Here is a 14,389-nt window from a genome sequence, read left to right on the forward strand (position 1 = left end):
TTCACAATGTCAAATAAAGTAAATAGTTACGGCTGGAAAGCCCTAATGGGATCTGCCGTGGGCTATGCCATGGACGGGTTTGATCTTTTAATTCTCGGTTTTATGCTTTCCGCCATTTCGGCGGATTTATCCCTATCTCCGACACAAGCGGGTTCTTTGGTAACCTGGACGCTGATTGGCGCTGTAGCCGGTGGGATTATTTTTGGTGCGTTAAGCGATAAATACGGGCGTGTACGGGTTCTTACCTGGACTATTGTGTTATTTGCCGTATTTACCGGATTATGTGCATTTGCTCAGGGTTATTGGGATTTATTAATTTATCGTACTATTGCCGGCATTGGCTTAGGCGGTGAATTCGGTATCGGTATGGCACTCGCGGCGGAGGCCTGGCCGGCACGTCATCGTGCCAAAGCTTCTTCCTATGTGGCCTTAGGCTGGCAAGTCGGGGTGTTGGCGGCGGCGTTATTAACGCCGCTATTGCTACCGGTTATCGGCTGGCGCGGCATGTTTTTGGTGGGCATTTTCCCGGCTTTTGTGGCTTGGTATTTACGTGCTAAATTACACGAACCGGAAGTATTCGTGCAAAAACAGGCGGAAGTTGCAACCGGAAAGCGACAATCACCGTTTAAGTTATTGATAAAAGATGTTGCTACTGCAAAAGTCAGTTTAGGCATGGTAGTACTAACCTCGGTACAAAATTTCGGTTACTACGGCATTATGATTTGGTTACCGAATTTCTTGTCTAAACAATTAGGATTCAGTTTAACTAAATCCGGTGTGTGGACGGCGGTAACCGTCTGCGGCATGATGGCGGGTATTTGGATTTTCGGCCGTCTTGCAGACCGAATCGGGCGCAAACCCAGTTTCTTATTATTCCAGATTGGTGCGGTGATTAGTATTATCGCCTATTCACAATTAACGGATCCTGCAATCATGCTCTTTGCCGGTGCCGCATTAGGTATGTTTGTAAACGGTATGATGGGCGGTTATGGCGCGTTGATGTCCGAGGCTTACCCGACGGAAGCTCGAGCTACGGCACAAAACGTGTTATTTAACTTAGGTCGCGCCGTGGGTGGCTTCGGTCCGGTGATTGTTGGCGCAGTGGTGTCCGCCTATTCCTTTAAAATCGCTATTGCATTATTAGCGGTGATTTATGTGATCGATATGATTGCAACTGTCTTCCTTATTCCGGAATTAAAAGGAAAAGCGCTGAAATAGGGCTATTTCATCTATTGAAAAGTGCGGTCAGTTTTACTCGATTTTTAAAATTATCGATAAACAGACCGCACTTTTTCTTTTATAATAAGCGCTCTTTTTTATCCTATTCTTATTATCGGGCTTTTTATGTCTTTGTTTTCATTGTGGGTGATGGCTTTCGGGCTATCAATGGATGCTTTTGCCGTTTCGATTTGCAAAGGTTTAGCGATGGAGAAATTCCAATGGTGCGGTGCTCTGAAAGCAGGCTTGTACTTCGGTTTGTTTCAAGCTGTGATGCCGTTAATCGGTTTTTTGCTTGGTGTTCAGTTTAGCGAGTACATTACGGATTATGATCATTGGGTTGCCTTTTTTCTGTTGGCTCTTATCGGTGTCAATATGTTGCGTGAGTCTTTGAGTGATGAAGATGATGAAGATTCTTGTTCCAATGATTTTAATTTTAAAACCATGATGACCTTAGGTTTTGCCACCAGTATTGATGCCTTAGCTGTTGGCGTAACTTTCGCTTTTTTATCGGTGGATATTTATTCTTCTGTTGTAACAATCGGTTTAATTACTGCCGCTTTATCCATTATCGGAGTGAAAAGCGGACACTTTTTAGGCAAGAAGATAAAAACTAAGGCGGAAATTTTAGGCGGGTTAATCTTAATCGGATTAGGCGTGAAAATTCTGTTGGAGCATACTTTATTCGGTTAAGCGATATTTCCGTCGTTTAAAAAATGTATAAAAAAATACCGCACTTTGTTATTAAAAAGTGCGGTATTTTTTTGCCGAATTTTGTTTAACCCGCTTGATGTTTTTTTACTAATTGCGTCCAGTTATAATAACCGTAAATAGAATTACACAGGTACATAATATACATGGTAAGTAACGGCAGGCTTGTTTCGCCGTTTTCTAAATACATGCCAACCCAGAGGGAAATGGTAAGGATATTGACGATAATCCATAATGACCATTGTTCGCGATAACGTAGAATCATCAGTACTTGCGCCACAATTGAAACGCCCACAGTCACGCCGTCGAGAGCGGGTAATGCGCTGCCTAAATGACGCAGCCATTCGATATAGGCATAAGTAACCAAACCTGCGGCGAGAATAACGAGAACCCATTGTTTGGCGGTTAATGCTTTGGCTATCACTTCCTCAACGCCCGCCGTGTTTAAGGTGTTCTTGTTTGTCATATGTTTTCGCCACATAAAAAAACCGATAAATTGCACCGGTACATAAACCAATAAGTTCAACATCATTTCGCCGTAGAGTTTGAAGGTATAAGACGTGTAGGCATAAAGGGAAACGCTGATAAAGCCGAACAGATAATTACTGATTTTTCCTTTACCCACAAATACCACACAGATAATACCGGTAATGGCGGCGATAGTGGCAATCCAGCTGTCAGGTTGGTAAATAAAAAGACCGATTTGAATTGCGAGGAAAAGAATCAGCCAAAACGCTTCAAATTTCGTCCAACCGCCAAAAAACTCGTCTTTTAAACTTTTTGATAAACTCATGGTTTCTGTCCTTAGGTTAGGGTCTGTTTATAAAAGATAAACAAACGATTTTCAACGCGGAGTCGGCGAAAAATAAGCTCGTCCCTTCGGAGTGTGCCTAAAATAGCCATATGCGTCGTTGTAAAACTTGTTAATAGGGCTGTTGTCTATTCACGGCGTTTTACGCCTAGCCGGCGGCTATTTTAGGCGACAACGCAAACAGTTATAAAAGATAAACGAGCACTAAATCATCATTGCGGAATTCTTACACCACCCGCTTTACTTGTCAATAATAAGCGCAATAGGAAAAAGTGCGGTCGTTTTTGGTGATTTTTCCATGAGGCCGATTTATTTTTATAAACAAGATCGCTAAAATAGCCCCCTTTTTTACAAAAATTTACATTTTTATTTGATACATAGGTTGGAGAATTATGTCGTTTGCCGTTGGTCAACGTTGGATTAGTGAGAGTGAGAATGACCTGGGATTAGGCGTTATTGTGGGTATGGATAACCGTACGGTAACAATTTTATTTCCCGCATCGGATGAACAACGTGTGTACGCATTAGCAGCCGCGCCGTTAACAAGGGTGGAGTTTCAAAAAGGGGATACCGTCGTTCATCATGAGGGCTGGAAAGCACAGGTTATTGATGTAATGGAAAATAACGGCGTATTGATTTATTTGACCATTCGCCTTGATACGCAGGAAGAAGCGGTATTGAGAGAAATGGATCTGGCTCACAAAATTTCGTTTAGCAAGCCGCAGGAGCGCCTGTTTAGCGCGCAAATTGATCGTAGCGACCGTTTTACTTTACGTTACCATGCGCTTCAGCAGCAACAGGCGCAATTTCAATCGCCGTTACGGGGATTGCGCGGCATTCGGGCGGGCTTGATTCCCCATCAATTGCATATTGCCAACGAAGTGGGGCGCCGTGTGAATCCGCGCGTGCTGTTAGCCGACGAGGTGGGGTTGGGAAAAACCATTGAAGCGGGCATGATTTTGCAACAGCAGCTTTTTGCCGGCAAAGTTGAACGAGTATTGATTATTGTACCGGAAACCTTACAGCACCAATGGTTGGTGGAAATGCTCCGTCGTTTTAATTTGCACTTTTCTTTATTTGATGAGGAACGGGCGGCGGACTTTGCCGCTAACGAATATGATGAAGAACGCAATCCTTTCGAGAGCGAAAACCTGATTATTTGTTCGTTAGACTGGATTGTTGCCCAACCGAAACGGACGCAACAAATTTTACAGGCTGAATTTGATATGCTGATTGTGGATGAGGCTCATCATTTGGTTTGGTCGGAACGACAACCAAGCATGGCATATCAGGTGGTGGAACAATTATCCCGCAGAATTCCGGCGATATTACTATTAACCGCCACACCGGAACAGCTCGGGCAAGAAAGCCATTTTGCCCGCCTTGCTTTGTTAGATCCGGACAGATTTTATAATTACGATGCCTTTGTGGCGGAACAGAAAAATTATCAGCCGGTGGCGGAAGCGGTACAAACCTTATTAAATGAAAAACCGCTGAATACGGCAGAACAAAATGCCATTGCCGATTTGTTGGAAGAACAAGACGTCGAACCTTTATTTAAAGTCATTAATTCAATGGCAGAGGAAAGCGAACGTCTGCAAGCGCGTCAAGAATTAATTGATAATTTAGTGGATCGTCACGGTACCAGCCGCATATTGTTTCGCAACACGCGTCAGGGGGTAAAAGGATTTCCTCATCGCATATATAATCAGGTGACGCTGGAAATGCCGAAACAATACGTCAATGCGGTGAAAGTGATGAATTTGTTAGGGGAAGAAATTGGTGACGGATTGTTTTATCCGGAACAGATTTTCCAGAAAATGAACCCTGAAGCAAAATGGTGGGAATTTGATCCCCGCCTGGAATGGCTGATTACGTTTCTGAAAAATCACCGTGAGGAAAAAGTGTTGGTTATTTGTCGTCATGCGAATACGGCTATTCAGCTTGAGCAGGCGTTGCGGGAGAAAGAGGTCATTCGCAGTGCGGTTTTTCATGAAAACATGTCGATTGTGGAGCGGGATAGAGCATCCGCTTACTTTGCTCTACAGGAGGAAGGCGCACAGGTTCTATTAAGCTCAAGTATCGGTTCCGAAGGGCGCAATTTCCAGTTTGCCTGTCATTTAGTGTTGTTTAATCTACCGGATAATCCCGATTTATTAGAACAATGTATCGGACGTTTAGACCGTATCGGACAAACCCGGGATATTCGGATTCACACGCCTTGTTTTGCCGACACGCCGCAAGTAGTACTGGCGCGTTGGTATCACGAAGGTTTGAATGCTTTTGAAGAAACCTGCCCGATGGGAATGACGATTTTTACAGAGTGCGGTAAAAAATTAAAAAATTTTGTGAAAAATCCGACACAATTAGACTGTTTTGAGGAATTTGTAGCGCAAACCCGTAAACGACAACAGGTGCTGAAACAGGAACTGGAAAACGGACGTGACCGTCTATTGGAATTAAATTCCAACGGCGGCGAACGGGCGCAAAAATTGGCGGAACATATTGCAGACGAAGATAATTCCACTGCATTGGTGAATTTTGTACTGAATTTATTTGATGTTATCGGTATAGAACAAGAAGATTTAGGTGAGAAGTCCATTGCGATTATACCCGCAAGCACAATGTTAGTGCCTGATTTCCCCGGGTTAAAAGAAGAAGGCGTAACAGTGACCTTTGATCGCCGGCTTTCGCTTGCCCGTGAAGAGTTAGAATTTTTAACCTGGGATCACCCTATTGTCACCAACGGTATTGATTTGATTACTTCAGGCGATATCGGCAAAACAGCGGTGTCTTTGTTAATTAATAAATCCTTACCGCCGGGAACTTTGTTGCTGGAGCTTATTTATGTGGTGGAAAGCCAGTCACCGAAAGGCTTGCAGTTAACCCGGTTCCTACCGCCTACGCCGGTGCGTTTGTTGCTTGATGCAAAAGGTAATAATTTAGCCGCGCAGGTTTCTTTTCAGGCTCTGGAAAAACAATTACGTCCGGTAAAGAGAAATATGGCAAATAAAATGGCAAAAATGATCCGACCTAATATTGAACGATTGATTGCCGGCAGCGATAAACATATTGCCGAACAGGCACGGGAAATCATTCAAAGCGCAAAACAAAAAGCGGATCAGACATTAAGCGCGGAACTTGATCGTTTGAACGCCCTAAAAGCGGTGAATAAAAATATCCGTCAGGATGAAATTGATATTTTAGCGCAGATCCGCGAACAGTCTTTGACACAACTGGATCAAGCCAATTGGCGGCTGGATTCGTTACGGGTTATTGTCAGCAATAAAGAATAGGCATTATTAATAAATTATAAAAAGCTATTTTCCGATAACAAGAAAATAGCTTTTTTATTAACTCAAACTAGTTAGAAACGGGCAAGTGAGAGAATTGGTTTCTGTCTATTGAATGAAATATAAAAATACGGATTAAAAATTAAATATAATTTAATATATTTAATAAAGTTATAAATTTTTAAAAAAATATTTGTATTTTTATTCGAAATTGTTGCATATTAATCTCAACACAAAAACATAATTTGCAAACATTAACAATATTACTAATAAGAGGAAAGCTTATGTCCAGCACAGTATCATCTCTAGAAGACTTTTTATCATTAGTTGCGCAACGTGACGGTAACCAACCTGAATTCCTGCAGGCGGTGCGTGAAGTGTTTACTTCTATTTGGCCGTTTTTGGAAGCAAATCCGCAATATCGTTCACAAGCATTATTAGAACGTTTGGTTGAACCTGAGCGTGCATTCCAATTCCGTGTGGCTTGGACAGACGATAAAGGTCAGGTACAGGTAAACCGCGCATTTCGCGTTCAGTTCAGTAGTGCTATCGGTCCGTACAAAGGCGGTATGCGTTTCCACCCGTCAGTGAACTTATCTATCTTAAAATTCTTAGGTTTTGAACAAATTTTTAAAAATGCCTTAACAACCTTGCCGATGGGCGGTGGTAAAGGCGGTTCGGATTTCGATCCGAAAGGTAAATCCGATGCGGAAGTTATGCGTTTCTGTCAGGCGTTGGTAGCCGAATTATATCGCCATATCGGTCCGGATACAGACGTGCCGGCAGGCGACATCGGTGTTGGCGGTCGTGAAGTGGGTTATCTTGCCGGCTACATGAAAAAATTATCTAACCAGGCCGCTTGCGTATTCACCGGACGCGGTCTGTCATTCGGCGGCAGCTTAATCCGTCCGGAAGCGACAGGTTACGGCTTAGTTTACTTTGCTCAAGCAATGTTGGCGGAAAAAGGTGATAGTTTCCAAGGTAAAACCGTTTCTGTGTCCGGTTCCGGTAACGTGGCCCAATACGCCATCGAAAAGGCCCTTCAATTAGGTGCGAAAGTAGTAACCTGTTCGGACAGTGCCGGTTATGTGTATGATGAAGCGGGTTTCACCACTGAAAAATTAGCGGCATTATTAGACATCAAGAATGTAAAACGCGGTCGTGTGAAAGATTACGCAGAACAATTCGGCTTGCAATACTTCCCAGGCGAACGTCCGTGGGGTGTGAAAGTGGATATCGCTTTGCCATGTGCAACCCAAAACGAATTGGAACTTGCCGATGCGCAAAAATTAATTGCCAACGGCGTGCAATTGGTAGCGGAAGGCGCAAATATGCCGACAACTATTGAAGCGACCGAAGCATTACAGGCGGCAGGCGTATTATTTGCGCCGGGTAAAGCGGCAAATGCCGGCGGTGTAGCAACTTCAGGCCTTGAAATGGCACAGAGTTCGCAACGTTTATTCTGGAGCGCGGAAGAAGTGGATCAAAAATTACACAGCATTATGTTAGATATCCACGCAAACTGCAAAAAATACGGTACGGATGCAAACGGCAATATTAACTACGTGGCGGGCGCCAACATCGCAGGTTTCGTGAAAGTAGCGGATGCAATGCTTGCGCAAGGCGTGTACTAAAGCTATTCCTTAAACGGAAACTTTGAAATTATCCACCGCACTTTGGCGTTTAAAGTGCGGTGGTTTTTCTCATAAATCTCGTTTCATATCAGCAAAACCAGTTTTCCGTAAATCAGTGTTGCCAACTCTCCAGATGATCAATAAGTTTAAGTTATCTCTAATACGGCTTACTCTTGTACGGTTGATACGTGTTCCGCCGCTTTTTGGTTTGCATACGCAACGGCATCGCGCAATGTATTATTTTCACTGAGTGCTGTGCATAAATGGCCTACAAAGCAATCGCCGGCACCGAGAGTACTGATTAATTTAACCTTGATAGAAGCTATTTTTCCATTTGATTCTTTATCCGCATAGGCAACACCGTCACCGCCGGCGGTGACGATAACGCGAGAAAAATCCTGCGATAATTTAAGGGCGGCCTGTAAAGCCGAATCCAGACTATTAACGGATAATCCGCACATAGCTTCCGCTTCCACCGAATTCACAATCAAAATATCAATCAGTTTAGTAAACTCTGCAGATAATTTTTTGGCGGGCGCCGCATTTAAACAAACGGGTATATGGCGTCTGCTTGCCCGTTTGGCGGCTTCAAAATTGATACTATCAGAAACTTCATTTTGTAAAATAAGCATTTTAGCGTTATCCCACAGCGTTTCATTATCCAGGCGATTAATATCTATCTCTAAATTAGAACCTGAGACAACAACAGCGCCGTAATCGCCCTCACTATCCATAATAGCAACGCTCATTCCGGAGCCGACTCCGCTAATTTTCTGCACAAAATCGGTATTTACTCCCGATTTATTTAAATGTTCCAGCAAAAATGGTGCAAAATTATCGGAACCAACCGCACTAACCATAAATACCCGGCATCCGGCTTTTGCCGCGGCAACAGCCTGATTACCTCCTTTACCGCCAAATTTAGGGTACCAACGCTTTCCAATAACCGTTTCGCCTTTAACCGGGCGGTGAGTAGATTCAACAACAATATCATAATGCAAACTACCTACGACAACGACTTTATTGAGCATAGATTACTCCTTATTTTGTTCTCTTATGCTTAACCGCACAGCGTGTTTTTCTCAAATTATCTTCCGAGATATCGAGATTCTGTTTGGCAACGGCGACATAGAGCGCATCTAAAATATTCAGCTGAGCGATACGCGCTGCGGCATTTTCACCTAATAATAACGAACCCTGTGAAGTCGAAGTTAAAACGACATCCGCACATTCGGCAATCGGCGAAATGGCATAATTTGTAATAGCGATGGTTTTAGCGCCGTTTTGACGCGCCAACTGCAAAGGCTCGATGACATCGATCGTCGTTCCCGAATGGCTAATTGCCAAAACGACATTTCCGGGATGACTTACCGCACCTGCCATCAACATCATATGAGAATCGTCATAAACCGAAGCTTTAATTCCGATTCTCAGAAACTTATGGGCCATATCTTTTGCGATCTGAGCGGAACCGCCGATACCGAACAAATCGATATGATCGGCTTCAACCAATATTTTGACACATCGCTCAAATTCGCTTATATCAAGAATGCTCATGGTTTCCTGTAAAGCCTGAATAGAGGTTTCAAATACTTTTTTAATAACCTGTGTCGCAGTGTCATCAGCTGAAATATCATTGTGTAAATTTGCCACTTCCAGCTGTTTGTAATAAGCAAGTCCCGAACGGAATTCTCTGTAACCGGAAAAATCAAGTTTTTTGGCAATTTTTACAACAATTGCTTCGGAAACCTGATTTTCCGTCGCGATTTCTTTTAGCGATGTTTTTTCATCAAAATCGCTTTTAGCTAAAATACAATCCAAAACTTTGCGTTCTAATGGGGTTAATTGTTGTTTGCGAGTCCGAATATGCGCGCCAATAGATTTTGGATCGATCTGAGCCATAGAAATTATTTACCTCTTGTTGCTCTATCAATTAACATGGCCACAATAATAATTAAACCTGTTGCGAGTAATTGATAGAATGCCTGAATATTTAACAGCGTTAGACCATTACGTAATGCGCCGAGAATAACCGCACCCAGTATGGTACCTATAATGCTTCCTTTTCCCCCCATCAGTGATGCTCCGCCGATTGCGGCGGCGGCAATAGCATCAAGCTCCCATAAATTACCCAGGGTAGGATCTGCCGCACCAAGACGGCCAACGAGTACTAAACCAGCAACCGAAGCCAAAAAACCGGAAATCATATAAACCGCAACTTTGGTTTTTGCCACAGGAACGCTACAAACCCGAGCTGCTTCCTCATTGCCGCCAACAGCAAAAATATATTCGCCCAACGGGGTTTTATTTAATACTACCCATAGAATCAATGCAATACTTGCAACAATTAAAATGGAGCTTGGAATACCGAATAAAGAACCGTTCATAAACGCTCTAAATTCCGCCGGGATACCAAATATGGGATTGCCGCCAGTATAAATCAAAGATAATGCTCGATAAAGAGAAAGACTGCCTAATGTCACGATGAAAGGCTGTAAACCGGCATAGGCTATTAAAACGCCATTGAAAAGCCCGCCTAAAGACCCGATACAAAGGGCGCCTAAAACCGCAATCGGAACGGGAACGCCGGAGACCATTAAACTGGCGCCAAGCACCGCGGACAATGCCGCGGTGGGACCGACGGATAAATCAATTCCTGCGGAAATAATCACTAAAGTCATACCAAGTGCAATTGCTGCGTTCAGTGATGATTGTTGCAGAATATTTAATAGATTCGGTACGGTGAAAAATACGGGGGATAAAAATGAGAAAACCACAAAAATAATCACTAACCCGACAAGAGTACCTGCGTCCCGCACATTTAATTTAATTGCTGACATAATTTAATCCCTCTTCATTCTTAATTTTATTTTGTCCAATCGCATATTGGGCAATATTTTCTTCATTGATATAACCACCACATAATTCGGCTGTGATAGAGCCTTCCTTCATAACTAATACGCGGTCAGATACTCGAATAATTTCCGGCATTTCTGATGAAACGACTAAAATAACATTTCCTGCTTTTGCTAAATTCTCAATTAAATTGTAGATTTCAGATTTAGTCCCAATATCTATACCTCGCGTAGGTTCATCAAAGAGATAAATTTTAGTCCCCGCCGCAAGCCAACGGCCGATAATGACTTTTTGTTGATTTCCTCCGCTAAAAGTCCCTACCGTTTTTTCTAAATCAAAGGGTTTTAAATTTAGATCCATCATTAACCGATGAGAAACAGCGCCCAGATAATCCTTACGAATAAATCCGTTTTGAGAGAATCGATCCATTGAAGGCATGGCAATATTAATCAATACGCTGCGATCACGTAAAATACCTTCTTTTTTCCGGTCTTCCGGCACCAGACCTATTCCCATTTTGATTGAATCGCGCACACTGTTTAATTTTAATCTTTTACCTTCAACAAGAATCTCTCCCGATGTCGGTTTATCTAAACCCGCTATCAATCTGAATAATTCCGTACGACCGGCGCCGACTAAACCCGAAATACCGACAACCTCTCCTTTATGAGCAATAAAATTAATATCTTTTACCGCTTTATCCCGGCCCAAATTGCGTACTTCTAAAATTTTTTCATCGGTGGCATAACTCATATGAGTCAATTTTTCGATTTTACGGCCGACCATTTTGGTTACGATACTTTCTTCCGTTTGCTCGGACATATTTACACAGTCGATAAAACGTCCGTCACGGAGAATTGTCGCACGATCACACACCTTGAATATTTCATCCATCTTGTGTGATACGTAAATAATTGAAACGCCGCTATTCGCCAGTCCTTTAATCAACTCGGCCAAACGTTCGAACTCACTCGGCGTTAAACTTGATGTCGGTTCGTCCATTGCGATAATCTTGGCGTTATCCAGTAAAGCTCGCGCTATCTCAACAATCTGTTGCTGTGCAACTTTAAGCGTCTTAATGGGAACCGACGGATCAATACCGGGATCTAAACTCTTTAAGACTTCCAAGGCTAATTGACTTTCTTTAGATTTATCCACAAATAAACCCAAATTCTTTTTTAAAGAACGCCCCAAAAATATATTTTGAAAAACGGAGAGTTCAGGCACATTTTGTAGCTCTTGGTGTATCATTGCGATACCGCAATCTTTAGCCGCTTTCGGAGAATTTATATTTACTTTTTGTCCGTCAATATAAATTTCTCCCGCCGTAGCGTCTCTTACTCCCGATAACAAATTCAATAATGTGGATTTTCCCGCTCCGTTCTCGCCGATAAGAGCATGAACCTCTCCGGCTTTAACATTAAAAGAAACATCTTCTAATACTGTCACCGTCCCATATTTCTTTGTCATATTGCGCATACTTAAACGTTCGGTAGCCATAGAGCTCTCCTATTTCATTTTCTATTTAGATAAAATTTCCCGGATAGTTTTTGCATCAGCCTCAGAATATGTTTTTGCATTTTCTAAGGTAATTAATGCCTGAGGCGTCGTTACCACACGAGGTAATTTTTGGCCTGCGGTTAAACGTAAGACCACTTCCATTGCCACTTCACCGGTTAATACAGGGAAACTATCCACTGTTCCCGTTAATTCCCCCGCTAAAATAGATTTATAAGCGTCGGAAATACCATCGGTTCCGAATACCGCTACTTTTCCTTGTAGTTTCGCAGCCTTAACCGCTTCAACAACACCTAACGCCATACCGTCGTTATTGACATAGAAACCGATTAAATCCGGATTACGTTGTAAAATCGTCATAGCTACGTTATAAGCCTGCTCACGACTCCAGTTGGCAGGGACACTTGCAACCACTTCAAATTTGCCGGATTTATTAATAGTTTCGGTAAAACCTTCCGTACGTTGTTTGGCTGCAAATACACCCGGCTGGCCTTCAACCACAGCAACTTTACCGCCTTCCGCACGATGTTCGATAAACCAGTTGGCAACCCGCACTCCATTATCTTTTTGTACGTTTCCTACATAATGCGTTGCTGTCGGCATTACCGCATCATTTACGTTTACAACGGGAATATTTTTAGATTGGGCTACTTCCGCCGCAGGTTGTAAGTTCACATCGGTTTGCGGAGAAAATAAAAGCGCACTGTATCCTTCAGTAATCATCGTTTCGGCAATAGATAACTGCCCTAATTGATCACCTTCATTGGCAGCCGCTTGATAAGCCACAAACACTTTATGTTTGTCCGCAAAGTTTTTATAACCCTCACCCAAAGAACGCCAATATTCATTGGTTAATGTTTTTGATACGCCGCCGATTTTTAAACCTTCTTTAAGTGTCGGAAATGAACCCAGCTTACTTTCTAACTCAGTCCAGTTGATCCGATCCTGTTCCGTATCCGAATTAAGGGGTGCTAATTGCGCATAAGCGGAACCAATCATGAATGTAAAAACAGCTGAAACGAGAGTGGTTTTAAGAAATTTTCTCATGAGATACTCCTTTTTTGAGGTCGAAAAGAAAAATTAAGAAAATTATTATCTTCCGAGTAAAAATTGATTAATAATCCCTTGGCTACTCACTGCATCTTGGTTTGCGATGGCAACATTCAATTGATCAACCGAATTAAGTTGGTCTGCAATTTTCACTAATTGATTAACCGTTTGTATATTGACTTCACATTCATGTACCGGATCTAAACCGCTGGCATCCGGGAATGTGTCGAAATAATAGGCTCCGTCAAAACCCGCTTTACGTAGTTGCCAAATAAGTTCTAACGTCGCCTTAGGATTTGCTGACGCAACCATTAAACCGTCATCACGTTTGTGATAGCCGTCATTAAGATGTAATCCCATGATTTTTGTTCGTCGCGCAATCATCGCCGCGGCGAAAGCAGGCATTTCATCCGCATATAACACATGGGCAAAATCAAGAGTCACACCTATATTTTTGGCACCGATATCCGAAATAGCGAGTAATGTGGTCGATACGTCGGGAAGAATACTAAAGGAGCGGGGTTCGTTAGGTTTATACTCAATACTGATATCACAATCCGGGGCATACTCGGCAACTTCACGGAACGCATAAATTAAATCATCCCATATTTTGTTGTAATCAGCCTGGAAACTATAATCAAAACCATCCTGTCCCAGCCAGATTGTCATTAAATTGGTACCAAGTTCACGACCGCAATCAATACCGCGTTTAGTAAGCTCAATAGCTTCACGACGAACTTTTTCATCAGGATGAGTAAATGCACCTAACTGGAATTCCGGATTGGTGCTATAACGCATAGCCATTCCGTTCACGTTTAATCCGCAGTCTGTAATAAATTTACCTAATTCTTTCGGTGCTTCATTTAAATGCTGAGGATAATTTAAATCGACATCCGTTAACCCTTTTACTTTTGACGCTCTCTCAATCATTTGACGAATAGTAGGTTTCCCTTTAATGGAAGGCCAATAACTATGTGCTTTTGATGCGAAAGAATTTAAACGTGTAGCAAAGCGTAATTTTTCCATTTTATTTTCCTCTTATTACATTAAAAATTAATCTTGCATTAGAATGTAAAGTAAAATACTTTTAATTAAAAATGTGTAAAGTACTTTATCTTGGTTTTGTGAAGAACTTCACAAAATATTTAAAAGTTGTATTTTAAAAGTAATAAAAATGGAATAAAACTGCTGAACGCTTTCCGTTAGAGGACAAAAACGGTCTCAAATATTCTAACGGGCTGAAAATATGAGATGATGTCGGAAGGTTGAAAAAGAAAATAATATTTTAGGCTACTATA

The 14,389-nt window shown here is 42.2% G+C and carries 11 protein-coding genes; 4 read left to right on the forward strand and 7 right to left on the reverse strand.

The window, feature by feature from the left end; translation table 11 throughout:
* The first annotated feature begins 6 nt into the window (after nucleotides 1-6).
* Both A4G13_RS09525 and A4G13_RS09530 read left to right on the forward strand, forming a co-directional pair.
* Nucleotides 7-1,218, forward strand: coding sequence for an MFS transporter (locus tag A4G13_RS09525; protein ID WP_090654238.1), 1,212 nt, complete (start codon nucleotides 7-9; stop codon nucleotides 1,216-1,218).
* Between the two features lie 126 nt (nucleotides 1,219-1,344).
* The gene (locus tag A4G13_RS09530; protein ID WP_090654217.1) at nucleotides 1,345-1,911 is read left to right on the forward strand and encodes a manganese efflux pump MntP; all 567 of its coding nucleotides are present in this window, start codon (nucleotides 1,345-1,347) and stop codon (nucleotides 1,909-1,911) included.
* 85 nt (nucleotides 1,912-1,996) lie between these two features.
* On the opposite strand, the gene pnuC is transcribed toward A4G13_RS09530, so the two are convergent.
* Entirely contained in the window at nucleotides 1,997-2,722 is a 726-nt protein-coding gene (pnuC, locus tag A4G13_RS09535; RefSeq protein WP_011199375.1) for a nicotinamide riboside transporter PnuC, read from the reverse strand.
* Nucleotides 2,723-3,132: 410 nt separating this feature from the next.
* Between pnuC and rapA the strand changes: the two genes are divergently transcribed.
* Nucleotides 3,133-6,036 (forward strand): RNA polymerase-associated protein RapA, encoded by a 2,904-nt coding sequence (gene rapA / locus A4G13_RS09540; protein ID WP_090654214.1) that lies wholly within the window; start codon nucleotides 3,133-3,135, stop codon nucleotides 6,034-6,036.
* Between the two features lie 281 nt (nucleotides 6,037-6,317).
* On the forward strand, nucleotides 6,318-7,667 hold the full coding sequence (gene gdhA / locus A4G13_RS09545) for an NADP-specific glutamate dehydrogenase (RefSeq protein WP_090654212.1): 1,350 nt from the start codon (nucleotides 6,318-6,320) through the stop codon (nucleotides 7,665-7,667).
* Between the two features lie 167 nt (nucleotides 7,668-7,834).
* Here the strand turns inward: gdhA and A4G13_RS09550 are convergent, their stop codons facing one another.
* From A4G13_RS09550 to A4G13_RS09575, 6 genes are read right to left on the reverse strand one after another with little or no spacing between them, the layout of a single operon-like run.
* A complete protein-coding gene (locus A4G13_RS09550) occupies nucleotides 7,835-8,698 on the reverse strand; it encodes a ribokinase (protein WP_090654209.1) in 864 nt (287 codons plus the stop codon).
* Nucleotides 8,699-8,708: 10 nt separating this feature from the next.
* Nucleotides 8,709-9,569 (reverse strand): MurR/RpiR family transcriptional regulator, encoded by an 861-nt coding sequence (locus A4G13_RS09555; RefSeq protein WP_090654208.1) that lies wholly within the window; start codon nucleotides 9,567-9,569, stop codon nucleotides 8,709-8,711.
* A 5-nt stretch (nucleotides 9,570-9,574) separates the two neighbouring features.
* On the reverse strand, nucleotides 9,575-10,507 hold the full coding sequence (locus tag A4G13_RS09560; protein ID WP_011199381.1) for an ABC transporter permease: 933 nt from the start codon (nucleotides 10,505-10,507) through the stop codon (nucleotides 9,575-9,577).
* The gene (locus A4G13_RS09565; RefSeq protein WP_090654206.1) at nucleotides 10,494-12,023 is read right to left on the reverse strand and encodes a sugar ABC transporter ATP-binding protein; all 1,530 of its coding nucleotides are present in this window, start codon (nucleotides 12,021-12,023) and stop codon (nucleotides 10,494-10,496) included. The genes A4G13_RS09560 and A4G13_RS09565 overlap by 14 nt, the downstream gene beginning before the upstream one ends.
* Nucleotides 12,024-12,044: 21 nt before the next feature.
* Nucleotides 12,045-13,088 carry a sugar ABC transporter substrate-binding protein gene (locus tag A4G13_RS09570; RefSeq protein WP_090654204.1) on the reverse strand — a complete coding sequence of 348 codons (1,044 nt, stop codon included), beginning with the start codon at nucleotides 13,086-13,088 and terminating at the stop codon, nucleotides 12,045-12,047.
* Nucleotides 13,089-13,133: 45 nt separating this feature from the next.
* The gene (locus A4G13_RS09575; protein WP_011199384.1) at nucleotides 13,134-14,117 is read right to left on the reverse strand and encodes a sugar phosphate isomerase/epimerase family protein; all 984 of its coding nucleotides are present in this window, start codon (nucleotides 14,115-14,117) and stop codon (nucleotides 13,134-13,136) included.
* Nucleotides 14,118-14,389: the final 272 nt, after the last annotated feature.

Source organism: Basfia succiniciproducens, assembly GCF_011455875.1.
Lineage (GTDB): Bacteria > Pseudomonadota > Gammaproteobacteria > Enterobacterales > Pasteurellaceae > Basfia > Basfia succiniciproducens.

Coding starts and splice junctions, on each gene's coding strand:
- A4G13_RS09555 (WP_090654208.1), bottom strand. CDS start 9,569: ATGGCTCAGATCGATCCAAAATCTATTGGCGCGCATATTCGGACTCGC.
- A4G13_RS09550 (WP_090654209.1), bottom strand. CDS start 8,698: ATGCTCAATAAAGTCGTTGTCGTAGGTAGTTTGCATTATGATATTGTT.
- A4G13_RS09525 (WP_090654238.1), top strand. CDS start 7: ATGTCAAATAAAGTAAATAGTTACGGCTGGAAAGCCCTAATGGGATCT.
- A4G13_RS09570 (WP_090654204.1), bottom strand. CDS start 13,088: ATGAGAAAATTTCTTAAAACCACTCTCGTTTCAGCTGTTTTTACATTC.
- A4G13_RS09565 (WP_090654206.1), bottom strand. CDS start 12,023: ATGGCTACCGAACGTTTAAGTATGCGCAATATGACAAAGAAATATGGG.
- gdhA (WP_090654212.1), top strand. CDS start 6,318: ATGTCCAGCACAGTATCATCTCTAGAAGACTTTTTATCATTAGTTGCG.
- rapA (WP_090654214.1), top strand. CDS start 3,133: ATGTCGTTTGCCGTTGGTCAACGTTGGATTAGTGAGAGTGAGAATGAC.
- pnuC (WP_011199375.1), bottom strand. CDS start 2,722: ATGAGTTTATCAAAAAGTTTAAAAGACGAGTTTTTTGGCGGTTGGACG.
- A4G13_RS09530 (WP_090654217.1), top strand. CDS start 1,345: ATGTCTTTGTTTTCATTGTGGGTGATGGCTTTCGGGCTATCAATGGAT.
- A4G13_RS09560 (WP_011199381.1), bottom strand. CDS start 10,507: ATGTCAGCAATTAAATTAAATGTGCGGGACGCAGGTACTCTTGTCGGG.
- A4G13_RS09575 (WP_011199384.1), bottom strand. CDS start 14,117: ATGGAAAAATTACGCTTTGCTACACGTTTAAATTCTTTCGCATCAAAA.